Genomic DNA, 22,601 nt, shown 5'->3' on the forward strand with positions numbered 1-22,601 from the left:
TCCGGGACGGAACCGGCCGCCACCCATCCCCAATGGGCAACCTGTCCCGTCCCGGGGCCCCTTCCCCCGAATCAACCTGCCACGGGTTCTAGTGGCAGGTCATCCATTCGCGCGCCTCGCGCAGTGCGCGGGCGAGATCCGCCTTGGTCATGGCCTCGGCGATCTCCGAGCGCAGCATGGCAGCGCGCGCGCAACCCTTTATGGCCGCGATGTTGAACCACTTGTGCGCGGCGACCATGTCGACCTCGCATTCACGGCCCGTCGCGTACATCATGCCCATCTCGAACAGGATATCCGCATTGTTCGCCGCACCGAGCGCGGCCATTTCGGCATTCTCTATCTCGATCCGTGCCATTGTCTCTTCCGTTCGTCCCTGTTTGTCTCCCGAGGCCGCTTCCGCTTGACCGGGCGGTCCCGTTCCGATGGTTCGAAGAGTGCCGCATGTATTTGAATCGCTTGCTAAAAAGCGTGCTTAATTTCAGGCAAACAAAGTTCAAATTCTTCGTAAACTTGACGCTCCCTTAACCTTGGGAATCCCGGATTCCCGGGCATCCCCGGGAATTGCCGCAAGGGGACAAGGCCAGGCGCCGAAACCCTTTGTTCACCGTGACCGGCAATTCGGAGCGCTTGCGACAGAGAAAATTGCCGTGGAACCCGACGGCAACCGGCCTTTCCGGCAGCTTGACTTGCTGTTACCTTTACGTATTGGTCAAAATATCGGCGTGGCATCGAGCCATGCCGGCATTCGGGAGGAATACATGATCCGCAGAATCGTACTTGCCGGCATCTGCGCCGGCGCGCTCACCGTTCCGGCATTCGCCGACCCGATCGAGGGCAACTGGCGCACCCAGAGCGGCGAAACGGCCGCGATCGCGAAATGCGGCGGGGCATATTGCATCACACTGAAAACCGGCGCCCATGCCGGCAAGCAGATCGGCCGGATGAACGCCAGCGGAAGCAACAAGTATACCGGCTCGATCACCGATCCCGCCGACGACAAGACCTATTCCGGCTCGGCAACGCTCAACGGCTCGTCGATGAAGATGAAGGGTTGCGCGCTCAAGATCTTCTGCAAGTCGCAAACCTGGAAGAAGATGTAGTCCGACGCAGTCCATGCCGGACGGAAGGCGGCGTTCGCGTCGCACGCCGCCTTTGCCGCCTCAGGAGGTCGGATCGGTCGCCCTCGAAAGGGTCTGGCATTCCGGGTGCCGATCGCCGAAACGTGCGATGACGGATCGAGAGTTTCGGGGGCGAAATCCGCCATCGCGCCGCTTCGGCAAGCCGAAAAATATTGAATTTTGTCCGCCGGATAATACCGGTGCCGGTCATAACTATTATTCCTCGGCGGAATGCCCGCCGCACCGCTGCGGGTGGCCCCGCATGAATCGCGCAAGGCCAACGGTTCGTCGACCGCGCCCTGCCTCGCTGGCAACGCGCAAGGGGCGATGCGATCATGCCGATTTTCGCACCTTACGAAAAATTCATCTTGCGGAAAGTGGCATGTAAGCTTCGCGCACATATATCCCGTCCGGACGGTCAATCCGCCCGGCCGACGGAACATCCACGCGAGGATACCACACAGTGACGACGTTCCCCGAACTTTCCGCCACTCCCCCGCTTCGCCAGCACGCCACCCCCGACCGCTGGCGCAGAAAAACCGTACCGCCCAGTTGAACCGACCGGCAGCGCGACGGGCCGCCCTCCACATCCGCCGGCGCAGCGCCGTTCAACGCCTCCCCGCACAGACGGCCTGCAGGTCGGCCGGTAGCTGCCCGGAATGCCAGACGAGACAAGTTCCGCCTTGGCGCCCCCGAATTATTCCCCTATGGAATGAATCATGGATCTCATTGCCGCATTCAAGACGTTTGTGAGGGTAGCCGAAACCGAGAGCTTCTCGGCCGCCGCGCGGGAGTTCAATATCGGCCAGCCGGCCGTTTCCAAGCAGATCGCGGCGCTCGAGGACCATCTCGGCACACGGCTTCTGCAGCGCTCCACCCGGAAACTGACACTGACCGACGAGGGCATGGAGTTTCTTGCGCATGCGCGCGACGCGATCGCCGCCACCGATGAAGCGATCGAGCAGGCGCGCGGCCGCAGGGGGCGCGTCGCCGGCGTGCTGCGCATGACGGCGAGCGCAAGCTTCGGCCGCATGCATATCGTTCCCCGACTGCATCTGCTTGGCGCGCGCTTTCCGGAACTGCGCGTGGACCTCGTCCTGCAGGACAGGCTCGTGGACATGGTCAGCCAGGGCATCGACCTCGCGATACGCTTCGGCGAGCCACGCGAGCCCAACCTAATCGCGAAACGGCTGGGCACCATGCGGATGATCGTCGTTGCCTCGAAATCCTATCTCGACCGCCGCGGGCGCCCGGAACATCCCGAGGATCTCAAGAACCACGACTGCCTTGTCTTCGGCGGGATGCAGGACACCGACCAGTGGTCGTTCACGAAGAACGGCAAGATCATCCAGGTCGGCGTGAACTGGCGGGTGCGAGCGGACAATTCCGATGCATTGCGCCAGGCCGTGCTGGATGGCCTCGGGATCGGCATGATGCCAAGCTGGTTGTTTCCCGACCTTTGGGAGAACGACGAGCTCGAAACGATGCTGGACGATTACGAGAAAGCGACCATGCCGATGTATGCGGTCTACCCGTCACGGCGCTACACGCCGGCGAAAGTGCGCGCCATGATCGACTTCCTGGAGCACGAGATCAGCCTCGACCCGACAATGACGGGCGGCATCGGGCTGGTGTGACGCCGCATGTCAGGCGTCGTGGCATTGCCCCAGCATCTCCAGCATTCTTTCGCGGACCTCCGCCGGCTCCATGCGGCGGCTGGGATGCGGGAACGCATTCGCGCAGCAAATCCTGCCGTCAGGCCCGACGAGGAACGTTGCCTCCAGCGGCAGCGACCACTCCCCGGACTCGTTCAGCTCGGCAAGGTCGATACCCTGCTTTTCGTAAAGGTGAACCATCTCGTCGATGACACGGACGCGCACACCCATTGCCTCGGTCAGCTCGAGTTCGGGATCGGTCAGCAGGGGATAGCCCAGCAGGTTCCGCTCCACGGCCCCCGCAAGCGCCGAATGGTGGCGCGGGGTGATGCCGATCATGGCAATGCCCTGGCTGGCCAGATCGGCGCGGATATCTTCCAGTGCCCGCATCGAGGTCGTGCTGAATGGACACCAGTCACCGCGGAAGAACAGAAGCACCGCCGGCCTGCCAGCGATCAGCTCGCGCAAGCCACGCCTGCTGCCGTCGGCCGCGACAAGCGTGACGTCCGGAACCGTCTCAGGATGGTGGAGAACGGTGCCTTCGCTGGTGGCCAGCCGCTCCTGGTTCTGCTCTGCCTGCGCGCAGGTGGCCGCGATTTCCGGCCCCGCATTGCGGGCCATCGATTCACGGAGAAATTCCAAGCGTTTGTTCAGTGACATCGATACAACCGGTCATATACCGTCCTCAGAATAGCAACTTCCGCACGTGATTGTCATCCCTTGTCGCGCGCCGCAATGCGGGGCGCGGAAAGCAAGCGGGACGGCGAGCCCGACAGGCCACCGTCCCGCCCCAGCATACCGAAGCCGGGAGAACAGCTTCAGCCAACGATCCGCCACCTAGCGCAGGTAGAAGATCACCTTGCCGTTGGCCGTTTCATCGGCTTCGACGATGTTGTCGACCTGCACGTTCTGGCCGGCCAGGCCGTTTACCAGCGTCGGGTTGGCACGCACCGCCTGCTGCACGGCATCGGCATTGGCGGCGGCGCTGCGCCTGATGGCGTCGGCCTTGTACTCGTCGACGGCCTCGACCGTGTCGATGCGGCGGACGACATAGTCGCCTTCACCGACGGACTGGATCGCGGAGGCGGCGGAGAATGCGCCCGCCTCGGCTGCGCCGGAGAGAGCGAGGACAGCAACGGCACCGGCCGCGAAGGAGGAGATAAGAGCGTTCATTGTAATGTCTTTCCTGTTCAATTCCACTTGGTCGGGGGACACGAGCGGGACAGCGACCACCCCCAGGCGGGAGGATGAGGTCGGGGGAGTGTCTTGGGGCAGTTCCGATCGGCCGCCGCCCCGCTCGCACATGCCGGAGCCGGGGGAGGCTCCGGAACGCGTTCAGCCATTAGCGCAGGTAGAAGATCACCTTGCCGTTGGCCGTTTCATCGGCGTCGACGATGTTGTCGACCTGCACGTTCTGGCCGGCCAGGCCGTTTACCAGCGTCGGGTTGGCGCGGACCGCCTGCTGCACGGCACCGGCATTGGCGGCGGCGCTGCGCCGGATGGCGTCGGCCTTGTCCTTATCAACGGCCTCGACCGTGTCGATGCGGCGGACGACATAGTCGCCATCACCGATGGACTGGATCGCGGAGCCGGCCGAGAATGCGCCGGCCTGGGCAGCACCCGAGATCGCGAGAACGGTTACGGCAGCAGCCGCGGCGGAGGAGATGAGCTTTTTCATTTTCGTACCTTTCCTGGTCAATCGTGTTCGTTCATTCGGCCCTTGGGCCATTGGGGGTCTCGAGCGACGCGGGCAGCCGACCATTTCGAGGGAGGAGGTCGGTGGGAGCGGCCGGCTGCCGCGTCGTTTCGATGAGTGGGATATGATTGATGCCAGCCAAAACCAGAAGTGCGTGCGACTTCATATGTTTCATTCCTCTTGGGAATTAATCACCCTGAATGCCGGGTGAACGGCCAAGTCAGCGGCGGTTCAGGCGCGTGGCGTGAAGATCGGCCGAAAACCCGGAGCCCGCCCATGCCGATCCGCCGCTTCCTCGTCTTCTGCCTCGCCGTCGCGCTTTCCGGCGGAGGTTTCGTCGCACTCCTGCAGACCTCGGGCCGAACGCATCATTCCTGGCAGGCACAGACAGCACCCGCGTGCCCGCTCGGCGTCACGCGCGATTGTCTGCGCCTGGTCCGATGAGCGTTCCCGCAAGATGAACGCCGGCTGAACGCCGGTCTCAGCATCGGTTCAGCGCGATTGCGGCAATGTCGGTGTCAACAAGGGAAAGGGACATCGCCATGACCGCCATCCGCAAGCACCGTCAATCGCTCCGCACCGCATTGCGCGCCGCCATACTCGCCATTTTCATGCTCGGCCCGCTTGCCGGCTTCGCCGCCGCCCAGGACGACAATGCGCGCAAGCTTTCCGGCGCCGGCTTCGTCATCTACATGTCGCTGCTGCGCGGCGCCTGACAGACGCACGGCTTTACCGCGGTCGCTTGTCAGCCTAGTTTCCGGAATCCATCAGGTCACGGACAAGGGTCATGGACGACAAGATCTGGTTCTGGGCACGCGACAACGAGCAGAACGGCCCGGTCGACATAGCGGAAATCGACACGCTGATCTCAGCAAGGAAGATCGGCCCCGACACGCTGGTCTGGCGCGAGGGCATGAGCGACTGGCAGCCTGCCGCGACCGCCCTGCCCGGATCTTCCATACCAAGCTCCTGGCCGAGCCCGTCGGCAAAGCGCCCGCACAATGCCACCCAGCCCCCCGACCGGGGCTCATCCGGCACCGATGCCAAGGCGACGCACCATCCGTCCGGTTTCAGAGAATGCGTGATGCACTGCTTCAGCAACTACGCGAGGTTCCGTGGCCGCGCGCGGCGTCCCGAGTTCTGGTATTTCGCGATCTTCAATTATGCGGTCCTGGCGGGCTTGATCGCGATCGCCCCCTACCTGTCGAACCTGCCGCGCAAACACGAACTTCTCGGTGTCGCCTATCTGCTGGCCGTGTTCGTGCCTTCGCTCGCCGTCGGCGTCCGCCGCCTGCATGATACCGGCCGGTCCGGCTGGTGGCTCCTGATCTGGCTCGTGCCGGTCATCGGGCCCATCGCGCTCGTCATCCTGTTCGCGAGCCGCGGCGAGGATGTCGAGAACCGGTTCGGACCCGCCTGAAGCACAGAGCCGGGGACACGCGAACAGTTGCCATTTTCCTGTTGCCTTTTCACGCCTATATTGCGCCATGACCATACAGACGCTTGAAACACTCCCGAACAATCCCGTCTCCAGCGCAGGCTGCGACATGCCGCCGGCCTACGAGACGCGCACCTTCACCGATGCCCAGGCCGCCGTCGAGGCACTCAGGTCGCTCTACGAGCGCAATACCGCCTTCCTGCGCGAGCGGTTCGAGGCCGTCAATCGCGGCGAGGAGCAGACAAACCGCGTGCGCGCCTTCTACCCCCAGGTCGAGTTCGAAACCGACAGCTACAGCCACGTCGATTCCCGCCTCGCCTACGGCCACTTCGTCGCGCCGGGGCGCTACATCGCCACGATCACGCGGCCGGATCTCTTCGGCACCTACCTGGAGACGCAGATCGCGCTCATCATGCGCAACCACGACGTGCCGGTGAAGGTGGGCGAATCCGACACGCCGATCCCGCTGCATTTCGCCTTCCGGGAAGGAACCTATGTCGAGCAGGGCGCCACCGCCGTGGCCCGGCCGCTGCGCGACACCTTCGACGTGCCCGACCTGACGACGACGAATGACGACATCGTCAACGGCGACTACGAACCGGTGCCAGGCCAGCCGCTGCCGCTGGCCCCCTTCACCGCGCAGCGCATAGACTACTCGCTGCACCGGCTCGCCCACTACACGGCGACCAGCCCGGGCCATTTCCAGAACTTCGTCCTGTTCACCAACTACCAGTTCTACATGGACGAGTTCTGCCAGTACGCGCGCGACGTCGTGGCCAAGGGCGAAGGCGGCTATTCCGGCTTCATCGAGCCGGGCAACCTGTTCACGCCGGCGGGAAGCAAGGAACCGGTCTCCGGCGTTCAGCCGGCGCGGCTGCCGCAGATGCCCGCCTATCACCTGATGCGGGAAGACCGGACCGGCATCACCATGGTCAATATCGGGGTCGGCCCCTCCAACGCGAAGACGATCACGGATCACATCGCCGTGCTGCGCCCGCATGCCTGGCTGATGCTCGGCCACTGCGCGGGCCTGCGCAACTCCCAGGCGCTGGGGGACTACGTCCTCGCCCATGCCTATGTGCGCGAGGACAACGTGCTCAACGACGACCTTCCCCTTTCCGTGCCCGTGCCGCCGCTCGCGGAAGTGCAGGTGGCGCTGGAGCAGGCGGTCGCCGAAGTCACCGGTTTCACCGGCTACGAGCTGAAGAAGATCATGCGCACGGGCACCGTCGCCACGATCGACAACCGCAACTGGGAACTGCGCGACCAGCGCGGCCCGGTGCGGCGGCTGTCGCAGTCGCGCGCCATCGCGCTCGACATGGAATCGGCAACCATAGCCGCCAACGGCTTCCGCTTCCGCGTGCCCTACGGCACGCTGCTGTGCGTCTCCGACAAGCCGCTGCACGGCGAGCTTAAGCTGCCGGGCATGGCAACCGACTTCTACAAGCGGCAGGTCGCGCAGCACCTCATCATCGGCATCAAGGCGATGGAGAAGCTGGCGCAGATGCCGCCGGAACGGCTGCATTCGCGCAAGCTCAGAAGCTTCAACGAGACGGCGTTCCAGTAGGCGGCGGGCCGGTCTCCCGGTCCCTGTCCGTCACTCCCGGATCGACCCGATTTAGTAGACCTGTTCGAGCACGCGCGCCCGGACGGCGGTCTCGCCGCCACGGGGGCCATAGATCTCGCCCACGCCCTCCTCGTAGCGCCATGCCCCAGACCGGCATGTCGCGCTCTCCGTGGCCGCCGATCAGCGAACCGCGCAGTACCGCGCCTATCCCGGCATTTCAAATAGGCTGAGCAACACCCTCGCACGGCCATTCGCAACGGACAGGGCCTGCAAAGCGAGTTGCTTTTGCGCCTCGACAGCGCGAAGTCTCGCAGCCGTCTTCTCCATGTCCGCATCAACGAGCTTCGAGACGCCTCGCTCCATTGAATCCTCAAGCCTGGACAGAAAGTTATTTTGCAAGGAAATGCGCTTTCTCATCGCTCCTACTACGGAAGCGGCGTCGGCGACACGGTCTATCATGTAGGTAACCGACTCCACATATTCCTCCGCGCGATCCGGCATGGCAGCGACATCCATATCAGCCAGTGCGAGATCATCCAGCGGCTCGACGTTGACAGAAGCATGGGTGATGCGAATGTGGCTATTGGCGCCCGCTGTTCGGTCCACTGTACCGGGCAATTCCATGCGGATCGTGGCATCTTCCACGGACATTTGGAAACCCGGGATGTCGGTAACTAGTGACTGTAGCAGGGCAAGCATCTCGTCTGCCGTTTCAATCCGTCCGTCGTCGCGTCCGGTGACGGCGTCCACGACGGCGCGATCGATCATGTAGGGGCCACCGGTCAGGTCATTGACGGAAATGCCGAAGGATATCTCAACGCCCTGATAGACCTTGAACGGCTCGAAATGGAGACTGAGATCGGCCGCGCGACCGCGGTAATCGACAAAGGAATCAAGACCGCCAAAACCTCCGACATTGCCCGAAAGTGACGAGAGCGACATCGACGATCCGGGCAGAGCCGAAATGCCAGAATTGACGAGGGCAAATGCGTTTTCGACGATTTCCCATTTGTGGGTAGTCGCGTTGAATGTCGTTACGTAACGTGCGGACACCGGGATGCCGGACAGCGCTCGGGACAGCACTGTGATCATGTCCTTGTAGTCCGCTATTTCGCCATCGGAATCGGGTAGCGCCGCCAGTACCATTGCCCGGTTGATCATCACCGCAAAGGTCTGCCCCGAATCATAGGGTCCGGGAAGTCCGGGGTCAGAGGGATCCTCAGCATCGACCGTCAGGACGAAGCTGATCTGGTCCGATGGATCATCGAAGTGCAGCGGCCCGGAGAAATCGAAATATTCGACTGATTGGCTACCATAATGCCTTGGCGTGGCATAACCGCCGTCGATCCTGTAACGCAATCCACCGATAGTACCGGGGCTGCGGATATCGCCCTGCAAAATGCCACCGCCGGTGGAATTGATCAGTGAAGTCTGCAAAAGGTCGAGGGTATCGATACCGATACTTGGCTTGCCTTGACCATCGCGGATATATCCCGATGGAAAGCTGACGATACGCTTGTCATCGTTCGAATCAAAGAAGTCGGGAATGTCTGTCGCCAGCCAGTTCTGGCCTGAAAAGCTGGCGTTCCGCGCTATCGAGAAGACGTGCTCGACCAGCTGATCCACTTCGGCCTGTAGCTTTGCTTTGTCCACCCCATCCTCTGCGGCCGCCACGAAACGTGACCTGATCTCGGCGAGAGTACTTCCCACGGTTTCCAAGGCCGTATAGGTGACGTCGGCGATGCCCGCTGTAACTGCCATCGCATCCACTACGCTTGAGATCGCGTGACAGTCGGAGCGCATCGTCGTCGCAATGGACCAATAAGCTGCTCCCTGTGAAGCCTCTGCAACCCGCAAACCGGTCGAGGCCTGCTGCCTGATTTCCTCCGACCGTGCTGAAATGGCGCGCAGTGACTGCAGCGCTGTCTGCGCCGAAATATTGGTAAGAATACTCAGCATGCGTTCCCCATGCTCAGATACTTAGTCTTCAAATATGCGTTCAACCAGCTGTGCGGCGACGTGCAAGCAGGCTCCGGAATTGCACCCGCAGGTTGAATAGATGGTTAATGAATCGCCTACCGATCTCGTAAGAAGCGAGAAATTTCCCAAGCGGTGATAGTCCGGATCGGATCTGCCTTGAACGTGGACAGGATCGCTGGACTGCCCCCGTCTACGCAGAATGGAATTGAGTCATACAGAACAAGGGCAGCACCCGCGACGGCACGTGCGACGTTAGCTCGCCCTTCCCGGTTGACGCAGCGGGCCATGCCTGACATCAGGAGCCGCGAACAGGCGGCGGCGAAACCGGCCGCCATGACGACACTTCCGGACACAGAAACGGAAAAGGCGGCGATGCTGCGGACCCCCTACTATCTCATCGACAAGGCGCGGCTGCGCGCGAACATGGAGAAGATCGCATGGCTGCGGGAGCGGTCCGGCGCGAAGTCCCTGCTCGCGCTGAAATGCTTCGCCACCTGGTCGGTATTCGACCTCATGTCGCAGTACATGGACGGCACGACATCCTCCTCTCTGTTCGAGGTCAAGCTCGGACACGACAAGTTCGGCGGCGAGACACATGCCTATTCGGTCGCCTATGCCGATCACGAGATCGGCGAAGTCCTGCAGAACTGCGACAAGATCATTTTCAACACGATCGGCCAGCTGGAACGCTTCGCGGAGGCCAGCAGCGGCAAGCCCCGCGGACTGCGTGTCAATCCGGGCGTGTCGACCTCGGAATTCGACCTAGCCGACCCGGCGCGTCCCTTCTCCCGGCTCGGCGAGCACGACCCGGCAGACATCGAGAAGGTGGCCGACATGATTTCCGGTTTCATGTTCCACTGCAATTGCGAGAACGACGATTTCGACCGGTTCGACGCCATGCTCGGTGAAATCGAGCAGCGCTTCGGCCATCTGATCGGGCGCATGGACTGGATCAGCCTCGGCGGCGGAATCCACTTCACCGGCGAGGGCTACCCGCTGGAGCGCTTCGCCGAACGGCTGAAGCGGTTCTCCGGCGACCACGACGTGCAGGTCTACCTGGAACCCGGCGAAGCGGCCATCACCGATACCGCGACGCTGGAGGTGACCGTGCTCGACACCATGTTCAACGGCAAGAACCTTGCCATCGTCGATTCCTCCATAGAGGCCCACATGCTCGACCTGCTGGTCTATCGCGAACCGGCGAAGATCGCGCCGAACGAAGGACCGCACGAATGGATGGTCTGCGGCAAGTCGTGCCTGGCCGGCGACATCTTCGGCGAATTCCGCTTTCCCGAGCCGCTGAAGCCCGGCGACCGGTTGAGCATCCGGGACGCGGCGGGCTACACCATGGTCAAGAAAAACTGGTTCAACGGCGTCAAGATGCCGGCCATTGCCGTGAGGGAACCGGACGGTTCCGTGCGGCTCGTGCGCGACTTCGGCTACGAGGATTTCGTCGCCGCGCTGTCGTGAAACCGAAACGCAAACAAACCACAAAGCGCAATGCGGAGTTAAAAGGGAGACCTGAAAGGCTCATGAAACGCAACGTACTCATCATCGGCGCCGGGGGCGTCGCGCAGGTCGTGGCGCACAAGTGCGCACAGAACAACGATGTTCTCGGCGACATACATATCGCCAGCCGGACACTGGAAAAATGCGACGCGATCATCCAGAGCATCCGCGAAAAGGGATCGATGAAGACGGAAGGCGTGCTTGAATCGCACCAGGTCAATGCCCGGGACAGCGCCGCCGTAGCAGAACTGATACGCAACACCGGATCGCAGATCGTCATCAATGTCGGTTCGCCCTTCGTCAACATGAGCGTGCTGGAAGCCTGCATCGAGACGGGTGCGGCCTACATGGATACGGCGATCCACGAGGAAGAGGACAAGATCTGCGAGACGCCGCCGTGGTACTCCAACTACGAGTGGAAGCGCCGCGACCGCTGCGCCGAAAAGGGTGTTACCGCGATCCTCGGCATCGGCTTCGATCCGGGTGTCGTCAACGCCTATGCCCGGCTTGCCATCGACAACTGGATGGACCAGGTCAAGTCCATCGACATCGTCGACATCAATGCCGGCAGCCACGGCCACTACTTCGCGACCAATTTCGATCCGGAGATCAATTTCCGCGAGTTCACCGGCCGGGTCTATTCCTGGCAAAACGGCCAGTGGCAGGAAAACAAGATGTTCGAGATCGGCAAGGAGTGGGACCTGCCGGTGGTCGGCAAGCAGAAGGCCTACATGACCGGCCATGACGAGGTGCACTCGCTGGCGGTGAACTATCCGACGGCGGACGTGCGCTTCTGGATGGGCTTCGGCGACCACTACATCAATGTCTTTACCGTGCTGAAGAATCTCGGCCTGCTGTCCGAGCAGCCGGTGAAAACCGCCGAGGGTCTGGAAGTCGTGCCACTGAAGGTGGTCAAGGCAGTGCTGCCCGATCCGGCATCGCTCGCACCCAGATATACCGGCAAGACCTGTATCGGCGACCTGGTCAAGGGCGAGAAGGACGGCAAGGAAGTCGAGGTCTTCATCTACAATGTCGCCGATCACAAGGAAGCCTACGAGGAAGTGGGCAGCCAGGGAATTTCCTACACCGCCGGCGTGCCGCCGGTCGCCGCGGCGATGCTGATCGCCAACGGCACCTGGGACACCGGCCGCATGGCAAACGTCGAGGAACTCGACCCGAAACCGTTCCTGGACCTCCTGGACCGCATCGGCCTTCCGACCCGCGTCCGCGACGAAAAGGGCGACCGCCCCTGGAACGAGGCGGTCTAGCTCCGCCCCGCATCAATCGGACGGGCGCGGACAGCACCCTCGCCCGTCCGGACTTTCTCACCGCCACGCGCGGGCTTCCGGAACTCCGTTCCCGGCGCATCCTTCGGGACGACATGTCCCCTCCCCCTTTCCAACGGAAAACTTGTCCACCCCGCGCCAGGGCGCGCTACAATCGCGATCGGTCCGGAGGCTCGCCCCGGCACGCCGTCGATAACCGGCACGTCCGTCATTTGACCGATGTCATGGACCGGGTGGCGATCTTTCGGTTTCCTTTTCTCTTGAAATCGCAGGCGCCCATGTATATTGAAGATCGCAAATATACCAATTCGTGAATGTCTCTGCCGGCAGTCGGCCCAGGGGGAGACCGGAACCACAGGAAGACAACAATGCGCACAACACTCGCCGCTTTAACAACAGCCCTGGGGCTGGCCGCGTTACTGCCACCGGCCGTCCAGGCCGAATCCTTCACACTCGAACCGTCCGCGGTGACCGACTGGAAAGCGGTCTACGCCCGCATCGAGGCGCGCGACCGCATTCCCGCCCGAGCCCGCCTCGGGGGCACGCTGGTCGAACTGAACGTTACCGAGGGCGATCTCGTCGAGGCCGGCCAGCCGCTGGCACGTATCGTCGACGAGAAGCTCGAATTTCAGATGAACGCGCTCGATGCCCAGTTGCAGGCTTTGGAATCGCAGCTTGCAAACGCCAAGTCGGAACTATCGCGCGGCGAGGAATTGCTGGAACGCGGCGTCACCACGGCGCAGCGCCTCGACGGCCTGCGCACGCAGGTCGAGGTCTTCACCAACCAGATTGAGGCCACCAAGGCCGAGCGCCGCGTCATAGAGCAACAGGTTGCCGAGGGCACCGTGCTGGCTCCGCTGAGCGGTCGCGCGCTCGACGTGCCTGTTGCCGCCGGCTCGGTTGTCGCCCCGGGCGAAGCCATCGCCGTCATTGGCGGAGGCGGCTTCTTCCTCCGACTTGCTGTTCCGGAACGGCATGCCGGCACCTTCCAGGAAGGCGACACGATCCAGATCGAGACAAGCGGGTCCGCCGAAGGTCGGCTGGCGCGTGTCTATCCGCAGATCGAGAATGGCCGGGTGATCGCCGACGTCGAGGTCGAGGGCCTCGACGATGCATTCGTCGATGCGCGCGTGCTGGTGCGACTGCCGATCGGGGAGCGCAGCGCCCTGCTCGTTCCTCACGAAGCCGTCGAGACCGTCTCCGGCATCGATTTCGTCACGGTTGAGCATGGCGGTGAACCCGTCAGGCGGGCCGTCGTGCTCGGCGGGCATCACGTGATCGACGGCGAGGACATGGTCGAGGTCGTCACCGGCCTCGAGGCTGGCGAAAAAGTGGTGACCGACCATGAGTGAGGGACAATTCGACGGCCGGCTCGGAATCGCCGGGAACCTGACGCGGGCATTTATCGTCTCGCCGCTGACGCCGCTTATCATCGTGGCCGCCCTGGCAGTCGGGCTGGTATCCCTGATCTCGCTCCCGCGAGAGGAGGAGCCGCAAATATCCGTCCCGATGGTGGACATCCACATTCAGGCTCCCGGCCTGAAAGCCGAGGACGCGGTCAAGCTCGTAACCGAGCCGATGGAAACCATCGTCAAGGGCATCAACGGCGTGGAGCACGTCTACAGCCAGACCAGCGATGATTACTCGATGGTCACGGCCCGGTTCCTGGTCGGCACCTCCGCCGACGCGGCGATCCTGCGCGTGCACGAGAAGCTGCAGGCCAACATGGACCGCATCCCGGTCGGCATCGATCAGCCGCTGGTCGTCGGCCGCGGGATCGACGACGTGGCCATCGTCTCGCTGACCCTCGCGCCCGAACCTGGCACGAACTTCACCGCCAACGACCTGACAAGGGTGGCACGCGAACTGCGCACGGAAGTCGCCAAGATCGAGGACGTCGGCCTCACCTATATCGTCGGCGAGGTTCCCGAAACGATCCGCATAGCGCCGGATCCGGAGCGACTGGCCCTCTATGGCGTCACGCTGCAGCAGCTCGCGGGCAAGGTGCAGTCCGCCAACCGGACCTTCTCGACCGGCTATCTGCGCGACGGCGGCGAACAGATCAGCCTCGTCGCCGGCGAGACGCTCACCGCACCGGCCGAGATCGCCAACCTGCTTCTCACGACGCGCGACGGCCGACCGGTCTATGTTCGCGACGTCGCGGACGTGGAGTATGCGTTCGATGCGGCAGACCTCCTGGTTGCCAATGTCACGCGCGACGAAAACGGAGAGATCGAGCGTACGCCGGCCGTCACCCTCGCGGTGGCAAAGCGTTCGGGCGCCAATGCCGTGATCGTGGCAGAAGAGATCCTGCATCGCGTCGAGGAACTGGAAGGCCACCTGATACCGGAAGGTATCGAAGTGCAGGTCACGCGCGACTATGGCGAGACCGCCAATGAAAAGGCCAATGAACTGCTATTCCACCTTGGCCTCGCCACCGTCTCGATCATTGCCCTGGTGCTGTTCGCCATCGGATGGCGCGAAAGCATCGTCGTGGCGATCGTCATCCCGGTGACGATCCTTCTGACGCTGTTTTCCGCCTGGATCATGGGCTACACGCTCAACCGGGTCTCGCTCTTCGCTCTCATATTCTCCATCGGCATTCTCGTCGACGACGCCATCGTCGTGATCGAGAACATCGCCCGTCACTGGGGCATGAGCGGCGGCAAGCATCGGGTCGCGCGCGCCATCGAGGCTGTGGCCGAGGTCGGCAACCCGACCATCGTCGCGACCCTCACGGTCGTGGCCGCCCTGCTCCCGATGCTCTTCGTGTCCGGCATGATGGGCCCTTACATGAGCCCGATCCCGGCCAACGCGTCCGCCGCGATGATCTTCTCCTTCTTCGTCGCGGTGATCGTCACTCCCTGGCTCATGGCCAAGATCGCCGGCGGCGCGCCGGTGCATGACCACGATAGCGGCGAACACGCCCACGGCGGCAGGCTGGGAGCGCTCTATCTCCGTTTCGCCCGGCCGATTCTCGCCAGCAAGGGCCGCAGCCTCGCCTTCCTCCTGATTACAGCCGCACTGTCTTTCGGTTCGCTGGGACTTCTCTACACCCGGGACGTGACGGTGAAGCTGCTGCCCTTCGACAACAAGTCGGAACTGGCAGTCGTCATCGACATGCCGGAAGGTTCGTCTGTGGAGGCGACCGACGCGGTGGCCCAGGCCGTGGCGCGAACAGTGCTGGAAATGCCCGAGGTCGTTTCGGTGCAGACACATGCGGGCACGGCCGCGCCGTTCAACTTCAACGGTCTCGTGCGCCACTACTACCTGCGCGCGCAGCCCAATCTCGGCGATGTCCAGGTCAACCTGACGCCGAAAACCGAGCGCGACCGGGAAAGCCACGAAATCGCCCTGGAGATACGCGAGCGCATCATGCAACTCGACGTGCCCGAGGGCACCAACCTCAAGACGGTCGAGCCGCCACCCGGCCCGCCGGTGATTGCCACGCTGCTGGCCGAGGTCTACGGCCCCGATGCAGAGACGCGCCGGATTGCCGCCTCGAAGATTCGCGAAGCCTTCGAGCAGGTGCCCTTCGTGGTCGATGTCGACGACAGTTTCGGCGTCCAGCCCCGCCGCCTTCGTGCGACCATCAACACGGATGACCTCGAGTTCTTCCAGGTCACCGAGAGTGACGTGTTCGACACGCTGGCAATCCTGAACGGCGGCTCCACGGTTGGCTACTCCCATCGCGGCGATGGCCGCCATCCGATACCGATCCGCGTCGAACGCGCCAAGGGCGACCGGGTGCTCGACGAGCGGTTCCTGTCGACCCCGATACCGGCAAACGTCCTGCCGGGCGCGCGCGGGGTGGTCGAACTCGGCGATGTCATCGAGGTCGAGGAGGAACGCGCCTCCTATCCGATCTTTCGTCACAACGGACGCTTCGCCGAGATGGTCACGGCGGAACTTGCCGGGGACTACGAGGCGCCGCTCTACGGCATGATCGCGGTTGCCGACCAGCTGGAGCAGATGGATTGGCCGGAAGGTACAAAACCGTCGATAAAACTGCATGGCCAGCCGGAGGACGAGAGCGTCGTGACGCTTCTCTGGGACGGCGAATGGGAAGTGACCTGGGTCACCTTCCGCGACATGGGCGCCGCGTTCATGGTGGCCCTGCTCGGCATCTACATCCTGGTCGTCGCGCAGTTCGGCTCGTTCAAGCTGCCGCTGGTCATCCTGACGCCGATACCGCTGACTTTCCTCGGTATCATGGGCGGCCACTGGCTGTGGGGAGCTCCCTTCTCGGCTCCGTCGATGATCGGCTTCATCGCACTCGCCGGCATCATCGTCCGCAACTCGATCCTGCTGGTCGACTTCATCCGCAATGCGGACACGGAGGGCAAGACCAAGGTGGACATCCTGCTGGAAGCCGGCGCCATCCGCTTCAAGCCGATCCTTCTGACGGCCGTGGCGGCCATGATCGGCGCGGCCGTGATCCTGGCCGATCCGATCTTCCAGGGCCTGGCGCTCTCTCTGCTGTTTGGCCTGCTGACATCGACCTTGCTGACGGTACTGGTGATCCCGGCGATCTACCGGGTGCTCAGAACCTGACCGGCCTTAACGATCAGCAACCGCCCGGCACTGTCCGGGCGGCCTTTGTACAATCCAGAATTGAGGTACCCAAACCCCGTAATCGCGAGGGCTGCAAAGACCTAACGTAGCTCCGTCATTTATCCCTTTGAGATCAATGATTTGAGATTTTTGAATTGAGCGAAAGTCTTTTCGTACTCTTTGCCGCGAACCACATCATGATTAACGAAATAGAATTTGCACGCAGCTACATTTTGTCCGCATTTCGTTTCCGTTGAAACGATGTCCCCCTCCCCCCGGCGGGCAAATGCCGGATGTCCCATTTCCATAACAAGACAACAAGGTTCTCTCCATGCGCACCGAAGCTTTTCGCCTCGGCAGGCTCGTACCGGCCGCCATCATTGCGGTAACCTTCACAAGCATCGCCACCCTCGTGGTTTCTGACATACTGGCAGAACGCGCCCTAAGTGAATCGTTCACGATTTCACATGAAAGCCGCAGCAGGACTGCCCTCGCCCACGATCTGGCCATCCTGCAGAAGGACATCGAGCTCGATATCGTCAGTACCCAGGAATCGCTCACCGACATTTCCGCTACGCGCGGTCTCGACGGACTGGACGACGGCTTTGCACTTGCAGAAGAATCGGCAATCTCGCTGCGGGGGAAGGTCGAAGAGGCACGAAAACTCGCAATGGAGCTGGAAGCCGCCGAGGTGGCAAACCAGCTGGACAAACTCCGCGAACAATACGAGGCATTCTACGCGGCCGGCGTGAACATGGCGGAAACCTATGTTGCCTCGGGGCCTGAGGGCGGCAACAAGCTGATGGAGCCCTTCGACGCCGTCGCCGACAAGATGCAGGAGGAAATCGAAGCCGCGGGGCTGCTCGTTTCCGATGTCAGCGCCCGAATTGAAGACGCAAGCGAACAACGCATCGCCGATCTCGAGGCTCGCGCCCATTTCGAGGCCACGGTCAAGATCACGCTCGGAATCCTGACCTTGCTGACAAGCATCGCACTGGTCGTTTTCATCCAGAAGCGACTGATGAGGCCGCTAGTCGATGTAACGAAGGCCATGAACGCGCTTGCCAAGGGCGACATGGAAGCCTCGGTTTCAGGTATGCAGCGCGGCGACGAGATGGGCGATCTCGCACGGGCGTTCACCGACTTCCGGAACAGCATCCTCCAGAAGGACGAACTGGCCCGTCAAAATGACGAAAACCGTGACCGCACCGAGCGGGAACGGGCCGAGCGTGCGGCTGCCCGTGAAGCCGAGAGCGCAAAGGTCAAGGCCGCCGTCGACCAGCTCGCCGTGGCCCTAAATCGCCTCGCCGAAGGTGACCTGACCACGCGCCTTGAAACGCCCTTTACCGAGGAACTCGAAGCGGTACGAATCGACTTCAACAAATCGATCGAGAAGCTCGGAGAGACCCTTAGCGAGGTCAAGGACAGCATTTCGGCAATCAACGACAACGCCAACGAGATGCGCTCGAGCGCCGAGAACCTATCGCGCAGAACGGAACAGCAGGCGGCATCGCTTGAAGAAACCTCGGCAGCCCTCGAGCAAATTGCCGCCACAGTGAGCAACGCTACCGAACGCAGCACCGAGGCGACCCGCATGGCCGGATCCGCCCAGGAAGCGACAGAGAAGTCCAGCAAGGTCGTCGCCGAGGCCATCGAGGCCATGGGGCGGATCGAAGCCGCTTCCAACGAGATCACGAGCATCATCAACGTGATCGACGAGATCGCCTTCCAGACCAACCTGCTCGCGCTGAACGCGGGCGTGGAGGCCGCGCGGGCGGGTGAAGCGGGCCAGGGCTTCGCTGTCGTCGCCCAGGAAGTCCGCGAGCTCGCCCAGCGTTCGGCAGCCGCCGCGCAGGAGATCAAGGCACTTATCCAGAACTCCGGCAACGAGGTTGCCAACGGCGTTTCGCTGGTGCGGGCAACCGGAGAAGCGCTCACCGAGATCACCGAGAAGGTCACCGCGATCAACGAGAACATCAGCGCGATCGCGACCGGCGCGATGGAGCAGTCGACAGGTCTGCAGGAGATCAATGTCGCCGTCAGCCAGATGGACCGGATGACCCAGCAGAACGCCGCGATGGTCGAGGAAACAACCGCGGTAACGCATCGCCTTTCCGGCGAGGCGAACTCGCTGTCCGTCGTGATCAGCCAATTCCGGACGGGCCAGGCGACCTCAGAACCGGCGATCACCGAGGTTACCGAGGATACCGCTCCAGCGGCATCCCCGGCACGAAACATGGTCGGGAAAGTGGTTCAGGCATTCGGTGGTTAGCTGCCCTCACGCGACACGAGCGAAGGCCGGGCATTGAGCGTTCGGCCTTTCCATTTGCCGATCATTGCGCCGGCGGCTCGGCCTGCCCGTAAAGCGGAACGGTCGAGATCGCCATCTTGGCGGAGCCGTCCTGCACCTGGCGTGAATGCGAGAGATAGATGAGCGTGTTGTTCTCGCGGTCGTAGATGCGCTTGACGACGAGCTTCTTCCAGATCAGCGAGCGGGAGCTCTTGAATATCTCCTCCCCGTCCTCGTCGAGATCGATGTCGCCGATGACGATCGGTCCGGTCTGACGGCAGGCAATGGAAGAGTTGGACGGGTCCTCGAACCAGTCGCCCTTCTGCAACCGGTCTATCAGGCCGCGTTCGAAATAGGCCACGTGGCACGTCACGCCCTCGACTTCGGGGTCGGCGATGGCCTCGATGATGATGTCGTTGCCGAGCCAGTCGACGCCGATCTGCCCGACCTCCTTGGCGGACGCGGCGGTCGGTACCGCAATCGAAGCAAGAAGAAGGGCCAGCGCTGGACGGAAATGTTTCGGCATTGTCGCTCTCCGGATCGTTTCGTTCCCACCAATGTCTGTACGGGGAACCCACGCCGCAAGTGCGGCAGTCGACGGACCGCCGGCTTGCCGCGCGTCCTGCCATCGACTTTACTCTACGGAATGCCCAGTGTCGGAGAGCAAGATGAGCAAGAACCGGGGCTCGACGCCCAGACTGGACGATGCGGACCTGTCCCTCGCACTCGACCGCTCGACATACCAGCGCCAGCTGGAAGCACAGCAGCGCCTCCTCACCCGGATCCAGCAGGCCTACCTCTTCTCGGGGCGCTCGGCGGTAATCGTTCTCGAGGGATGGGATGCCGCCGGCAAGGGCGGCACGGTCCGCCGCATTTCCGCAGCGCTGGACCCGCGCAGCTTCAAGGTCTGGCCGATCGGCGCGCCGCGGCGATATTACCTCGAACGGCATTTCCTGCTTCGCTTCATGGAACGCCTGCCCCCGACCGGCGCCATCACTGCCTTCGACCGCTCGTGGTATGGACGCGTCCTCGTGGAACGGGTCGAGAAGCTGACCCCGCAAGAGCGGTGGAAGAGCGCCTACCGGGAGATCAACGATTTCGAACGCATGGTCACCGACGACGGCACGCGCCTGGTCAAGCTGTTCTTCCACATCTCGCCGGAGGAGCAGCTGGCGCGCTTCGAGGAGAGGCTGCGCAACCCCCTGAAGCGGTGGAAGCTCTCATACGAGGATTTCCGCAACCGCAGCCGCTGGGACGACTACGCGGTGGCCATCGACGAGATGTTCGAGCGCACCTCTACCGACTACGCGCCGTGGCACCTGATCCCGGCCAACGACAAGAAACATGCGCGGATAGCGGCTATGAAGACCATTACCGACTGTCTCGGCAAGGGCGTCGACCTTTCCCCGCCCGTCCTCGACGAGACGGTCCTCGAGGCGGCAAGGGAGCATATCGGCCTGTCTCCCTCCCTGATCGAGAGCCTGGCGGGACGGACCGAATAAGACCGGCTTGCGCATCACATATGAGCATTGCCCTTGTGGAAATCGGCGGGTACGCGCGTCCTGGAAGGTATGCTGACTGGAGGACCGAAAGATGAACTCGAAAAAACGCATCCTGTTCACAGGCGGTTCCGGCAAGGCCGGACGACATGTCGTGCCCTACCTGCTGGACAAGGGCCACCGGGTGGTCAATATCGACCTGAAGCCGCTCGACCATCCGGGCGTCGACAACCTGATCGCCGACGTCACCGACTCCGGCCAGATGTTCAACGTGATGAGTTCCTACGCCAATTTCGACGAGCTGGAGCCAGGCACCGGGGTTCCCTCCTTCGATGCAGTCGTTCATTTTGCGGCAGTTCCCCGCATCCTGATTCACCCGGACAACGAGACCTTCCGCGTCAACACGATGGGCACCTACAATGTCATCGAGGCGGCGGTGAAGCTCGGCATCCGCAAGATCGTCATCGCCTCGTCGGAAACGACTTACGGCATCTGCTTTGCGGACGGCCGCGCCGATCCTCACTCTCTGCCTCTGGAAGAGGACTACGACGTCGACCCGATGGATTCCTACGGCTTGTCCAAGGTGGTCAACGAGAAGACCGCTCGCGCCTTCGCCCGCCGCTCGGGCTTCGACATCTATGCGCTGCGCATAGGCAATGTCGTCGAACCGCACGAATATGCAGAGTTGTTCCCGACCTATTTCGCCAATCCCGAGATGCGGAGACGCAACGCCTTTTGCTACATAGACGCCCGCGACCTCGGCCAAATCGTCGATCTGTGCCTGCAGAAGGACGGGCTCGGCTTCCAGGTGTTCAATGCCGGAAACGACACCAACGGCATCAACATCCCGACCGCCGAGCTGATCGAACGATTCTATTCGGGCGTCCCCGTCACCCGCCAGCTGGGCGAGAACGAGGCACTGTTTTCCAACCGCAAGATCCGCGAGGTCCTCGGCTTCCGCGAAGAGCACGACTGGCGGAAATACGTGAAGGGCTGAGAGCCGCCGTACTTCCGCCCGGGTTCAAGGTTCTACAACTCGCGGTTCGCTGGAGAAATTACGCCGTGCTCCAAAATCTCTACCGCGGTATCGTTGCCGCCACGACACTGTTCGTCACGGTTCTTCTGGCCGCCAGCCTGCTCAACCGCGCCCATCCGGCGTTCGATTCCCTGTCGCATTTCCGGATGCACCTCCTGGCCGCTACGACCGTCGCGCTCGCAATTGCTGCGCTGTCGAGTCTTAAGAGAATTACGTTCGTTGCGACCGCCGGAGTCGTCGCCGCGCTTGCCGCGAGCTGGCCCTATCTGCCGGGCCTCGGGCCGCCGGGAAACCAGCCGGCCTCGTCCATCGGACATACGCTGAGAATCGTCGATTTCAACACTCGCTTCGACAATCGGAAGACGGGCCTCGCGCGCGATGTCATTCTCGCCGCCGATCCGGACGTGATCATTCTGCAGGAGGTGACGGACACCCCGGCGGCGCTGATGAATTTGCTGCGCGACGGCTATCCTTTCCAGATACGCTGCGAGGGATCGGCCATTGGCGGCGCGGCGGTGATCTCGCGGCTGCCGCTTGCCGGTGACGACGCCATCCGGTGCTTCGACACACCATTCCTCTCGGCGATCAGTATCGATGTCGCAGGCAACCCCCTGACCGTCGCGAGCTATCACGCGCACTGGCCGTGGCCGCACAGCCAGCACCGGTGGATAGATGAACTGTCGGGCATTTTTTCCGTACTTCCGCATCCGCTGATTATCGGCGGCGATTTCAACGCCACACCGTGGAGCGAAGGGGTGCAACGCATCGCGCGGCTGAGCGACACGCTGCCGGTTACAGGTCTGCGGCCGAGCTGGCTTACGCCGGCACTGCCCGGCTCGCTGCGCGCCAGCATCGGCCTGCCGATAGACCACCTGCTCGTCTCGAAGGAGATCGTGACGCTCGAAGCCCGTACCCTGCCGTTTGCAGGCAGCGATCACCTGCCGGTCTTCTACCGGGTGCTGCTGCGCTGAAA

The 22,601-nt window shown here is 62.6% G+C and carries 20 protein-coding genes; 14 read left to right on the forward strand and 6 right to left on the reverse strand.

Going from position 1 to position 22,601, the window contains the following annotated elements:
- Positions 1-88: 88 nt before the first annotated feature.
- Positions 89-355 carry a sel1 repeat family protein gene (locus tag HTY61_RS09040; RefSeq protein WP_175276477.1) on the reverse strand — a complete coding sequence of 89 codons (267 nt, stop codon included), beginning with the start codon at positions 353-355 and terminating at the stop codon, positions 89-91.
- Between the two features lie 403 nt (positions 356-758).
- Between HTY61_RS09040 and HTY61_RS09045 the strand changes: the two genes are divergently transcribed.
- Both HTY61_RS09045 and HTY61_RS09050 read left to right on the forward strand, forming a co-directional pair.
- Positions 759-1,100: a DUF2147 domain-containing protein gene (locus HTY61_RS09045; protein ID WP_175276478.1), complete on the forward strand. Its 342-nt coding sequence runs from the start codon at positions 759-761 to the stop codon at positions 1,098-1,100.
- A gap of 737 nt (positions 1,101-1,837) precedes the next feature.
- Complete coding sequence (locus HTY61_RS09050) at positions 1,838-2,755, forward strand: LysR family transcriptional regulator (protein WP_175276479.1); 918 nt, start codon at positions 1,838-1,840, stop codon at positions 2,753-2,755.
- Positions 2,756-2,764: 9 nt separating this feature from the next.
- Here the strand turns inward: HTY61_RS09050 and HTY61_RS09055 are convergent, their stop codons facing one another.
- The 3 genes from HTY61_RS09055 to HTY61_RS09065 all read right to left on the reverse strand — a co-directional run bounded on the left by HTY61_RS09055 (position 2,765) and on the right by HTY61_RS09065 (position 4,451).
- Positions 2,765-3,394 carry a peroxiredoxin-like family protein gene (locus HTY61_RS09055; protein ID WP_175276480.1) on the reverse strand — a complete coding sequence of 210 codons (630 nt, stop codon included), beginning with the start codon at positions 3,392-3,394 and terminating at the stop codon, positions 2,765-2,767.
- A gap of 216 nt (positions 3,395-3,610) precedes the next feature.
- The gene (locus HTY61_RS09060) at positions 3,611-3,946 is read right to left on the reverse strand and encodes a hypothetical protein (protein ID WP_175276481.1); all 336 of its coding nucleotides are present in this window, start codon (positions 3,944-3,946) and stop codon (positions 3,611-3,613) included.
- A gap of 169 nt (positions 3,947-4,115) precedes the next feature.
- Positions 4,116-4,451: a hypothetical protein gene (locus HTY61_RS09065; RefSeq protein ID WP_175276482.1), complete on the reverse strand. Its 336-nt coding sequence runs from the start codon at positions 4,449-4,451 to the stop codon at positions 4,116-4,118.
- Between the two features lie 294 nt (positions 4,452-4,745).
- Here HTY61_RS09065 and HTY61_RS09070 point away from each other — a divergent pair, with 294 nt between their 5' ends.
- The 4 genes from HTY61_RS09070 to HTY61_RS09085 all read left to right on the forward strand — a co-directional run bounded on the left by HTY61_RS09070 (position 4,746) and on the right by HTY61_RS09085 (position 7,474).
- A complete protein-coding gene (locus tag HTY61_RS09070) occupies positions 4,746-4,913 on the forward strand; it encodes a hypothetical protein (RefSeq protein WP_175276483.1) in 168 nt (55 codons plus the stop codon).
- 98 nt (positions 4,914-5,011) lie between these two features.
- A complete protein-coding gene (locus HTY61_RS09075; protein WP_175274853.1) occupies positions 5,012-5,185 on the forward strand; it encodes a hypothetical protein in 174 nt (57 codons plus the stop codon).
- A gap of 71 nt (positions 5,186-5,256) precedes the next feature.
- Positions 5,257-5,889, forward strand: a complete 633-nt coding sequence (locus HTY61_RS09080) for a DUF805 domain-containing protein (RefSeq protein ID WP_175276484.1) — start codon at positions 5,257-5,259, stop codon at positions 5,887-5,889.
- A 127-nt stretch (positions 5,890-6,016) separates the two neighbouring features.
- Positions 6,017-7,474, forward strand: coding sequence for an AMP nucleosidase (locus tag HTY61_RS09085; protein ID WP_175278492.1), 1,458 nt, complete (start codon positions 6,017-6,019; stop codon positions 7,472-7,474).
- Positions 7,475-7,678: 204 nt separating this feature from the next.
- Here the strand turns inward: HTY61_RS09085 and HTY61_RS09090 are convergent, their stop codons facing one another.
- A complete protein-coding gene (locus HTY61_RS09090; protein WP_175276485.1) occupies positions 7,679-9,433 on the reverse strand; it encodes a flagellin N-terminal helical domain-containing protein in 1,755 nt (584 codons plus the stop codon).
- 393 nt (positions 9,434-9,826) lie between these two features.
- Here HTY61_RS09090 and HTY61_RS09095 point away from each other — a divergent pair, with 393 nt between their 5' ends.
- From HTY61_RS09095 to HTY61_RS09115, 5 genes are all read left to right on the forward strand, one after another.
- The gene (locus HTY61_RS09095) at positions 9,827-10,924 is read left to right on the forward strand and encodes a carboxynorspermidine decarboxylase (protein WP_175278493.1); all 1,098 of its coding nucleotides are present in this window, start codon (positions 9,827-9,829) and stop codon (positions 10,922-10,924) included.
- 62 nt (positions 10,925-10,986) lie between these two features.
- Positions 10,987-12,231, forward strand: a complete 1,245-nt coding sequence (locus HTY61_RS09100; RefSeq protein WP_175276486.1) for a saccharopine dehydrogenase family protein — start codon at positions 10,987-10,989, stop codon at positions 12,229-12,231.
- A gap of 386 nt (positions 12,232-12,617) precedes the next feature.
- A complete protein-coding gene (locus HTY61_RS09105; protein WP_175276487.1) occupies positions 12,618-13,601 on the forward strand; it encodes an efflux RND transporter periplasmic adaptor subunit in 984 nt (327 codons plus the stop codon).
- Complete coding sequence (locus HTY61_RS09110) at positions 13,594-16,803, forward strand: efflux RND transporter permease subunit (RefSeq protein ID WP_175276488.1); 3,210 nt, start codon at positions 13,594-13,596, stop codon at positions 16,801-16,803. The genes HTY61_RS09105 and HTY61_RS09110 overlap by 8 nt, the downstream gene beginning before the upstream one ends.
- 331 nt (positions 16,804-17,134) lie before the next feature.
- Positions 17,135-19,075, forward strand: coding sequence for a methyl-accepting chemotaxis protein (locus HTY61_RS09115; protein WP_175276489.1), 1,941 nt, complete (start codon positions 17,135-17,137; stop codon positions 19,073-19,075).
- 61 nt (positions 19,076-19,136) lie between these two features.
- Here HTY61_RS09115 and HTY61_RS09120 read toward each other — a convergent pair whose 3' ends face one another.
- On the reverse strand, positions 19,137-19,619 hold the full coding sequence (locus tag HTY61_RS09120) for a CreA family protein (protein ID WP_175276490.1): 483 nt from the start codon (positions 19,617-19,619) through the stop codon (positions 19,137-19,139).
- A 142-nt stretch (positions 19,620-19,761) separates the two neighbouring features.
- Here HTY61_RS09120 and HTY61_RS09125 point away from each other — a divergent pair, with 142 nt between their 5' ends.
- The 3 genes from HTY61_RS09125 to HTY61_RS09135 all read left to right on the forward strand — a co-directional run bounded on the left by HTY61_RS09125 (position 19,762) and on the right by HTY61_RS09135 (position 22,599).
- The gene (locus tag HTY61_RS09125) at positions 19,762-20,595 is read left to right on the forward strand and encodes a polyphosphate kinase 2 family protein (RefSeq protein WP_175276491.1); all 834 of its coding nucleotides are present in this window, start codon (positions 19,762-19,764) and stop codon (positions 20,593-20,595) included.
- 91 nt (positions 20,596-20,686) lie between these two features.
- Complete coding sequence (locus HTY61_RS09130; protein ID WP_175276492.1) at positions 20,687-21,589, forward strand: NAD-dependent epimerase/dehydratase family protein; 903 nt, start codon at positions 20,687-20,689, stop codon at positions 21,587-21,589.
- 65 nt (positions 21,590-21,654) lie between these two features.
- Positions 21,655-22,599 carry an endonuclease/exonuclease/phosphatase family protein gene (locus tag HTY61_RS09135; protein WP_175276493.1) on the forward strand — a complete coding sequence of 315 codons (945 nt, stop codon included), beginning with the start codon at positions 21,655-21,657 and terminating at the stop codon, positions 22,597-22,599.
- Positions 22,600-22,601 lie beyond the last annotated feature (2 nt).

The sequence above is a fragment of the Oricola thermophila genome, assembly GCF_013358405.1.
Taxonomy (GTDB): domain Bacteria; phylum Pseudomonadota; class Alphaproteobacteria; order Rhizobiales; family Rhizobiaceae; genus Oricola; species Oricola thermophila.

Bases quoted from the DNA above. Each gene is read 5' to 3' on its own strand.
- HTY61_RS09040 (WP_175276477.1), bottom strand. From the start codon at position 355: ATGGCACGGATCGAGATAGAGAATGCCGAAATGGCCGCGCTCGGTGCG.
- HTY61_RS09045 (WP_175276478.1), top strand. From the start codon at position 759: ATGATCCGCAGAATCGTACTTGCCGGCATCTGCGCCGGCGCGCTCACC.
- HTY61_RS09050 (WP_175276479.1), top strand. From the start codon at position 1,838: ATGGATCTCATTGCCGCATTCAAGACGTTTGTGAGGGTAGCCGAAACC.
- HTY61_RS09055 (WP_175276480.1), bottom strand. From the start codon at position 3,394: ATGGCCCGCAATGCGGGGCCGGAAATCGCGGCCACCTGCGCGCAGGCA.
- HTY61_RS09060 (WP_175276481.1), bottom strand. From the start codon at position 3,946: ATGAACGCTCTTATCTCCTCCTTCGCGGCCGGTGCCGTTGCTGTCCTC.
- HTY61_RS09065 (WP_175276482.1), bottom strand. From the start codon at position 4,451: ATGAAAAAGCTCATCTCCTCCGCCGCGGCTGCTGCCGTAACCGTTCTC.
- HTY61_RS09070 (WP_175276483.1), top strand. From the start codon at position 4,746: ATGCCGATCCGCCGCTTCCTCGTCTTCTGCCTCGCCGTCGCGCTTTCC.
- HTY61_RS09075 (WP_175274853.1), top strand. From the start codon at position 5,012: ATGACCGCCATCCGCAAGCACCGTCAATCGCTCCGCACCGCATTGCGC.
- HTY61_RS09080 (WP_175276484.1), top strand. From the start codon at position 5,257: ATGGACGACAAGATCTGGTTCTGGGCACGCGACAACGAGCAGAACGGC.
- HTY61_RS09085 (WP_175278492.1), top strand. From the start codon at position 6,017: ATGCCGCCGGCCTACGAGACGCGCACCTTCACCGATGCCCAGGCCGCC.
- HTY61_RS09090 (WP_175276485.1), bottom strand. From the start codon at position 9,433: ATGCTGAGTATTCTTACCAATATTTCGGCGCAGACAGCGCTGCAGTCA.
- HTY61_RS09095 (WP_175278493.1), top strand. From the start codon at position 9,827: ATGCTGCGGACCCCCTACTATCTCATCGACAAGGCGCGGCTGCGCGCG.
- HTY61_RS09100 (WP_175276486.1), top strand. From the start codon at position 10,987: ATGAAACGCAACGTACTCATCATCGGCGCCGGGGGCGTCGCGCAGGTC.
- HTY61_RS09105 (WP_175276487.1), top strand. From the start codon at position 12,618: ATGCGCACAACACTCGCCGCTTTAACAACAGCCCTGGGGCTGGCCGCG.
- HTY61_RS09110 (WP_175276488.1), top strand. From the start codon at position 13,594: ATGAGTGAGGGACAATTCGACGGCCGGCTCGGAATCGCCGGGAACCTG.
- HTY61_RS09115 (WP_175276489.1), top strand. From the start codon at position 17,135: ATGCGCACCGAAGCTTTTCGCCTCGGCAGGCTCGTACCGGCCGCCATC.
- HTY61_RS09120 (WP_175276490.1), bottom strand. From the start codon at position 19,619: ATGCCGAAACATTTCCGTCCAGCGCTGGCCCTTCTTCTTGCTTCGATT.
- HTY61_RS09125 (WP_175276491.1), top strand. From the start codon at position 19,762: ATGAGCAAGAACCGGGGCTCGACGCCCAGACTGGACGATGCGGACCTG.
- HTY61_RS09130 (WP_175276492.1), top strand. From the start codon at position 20,687: ATGAACTCGAAAAAACGCATCCTGTTCACAGGCGGTTCCGGCAAGGCC.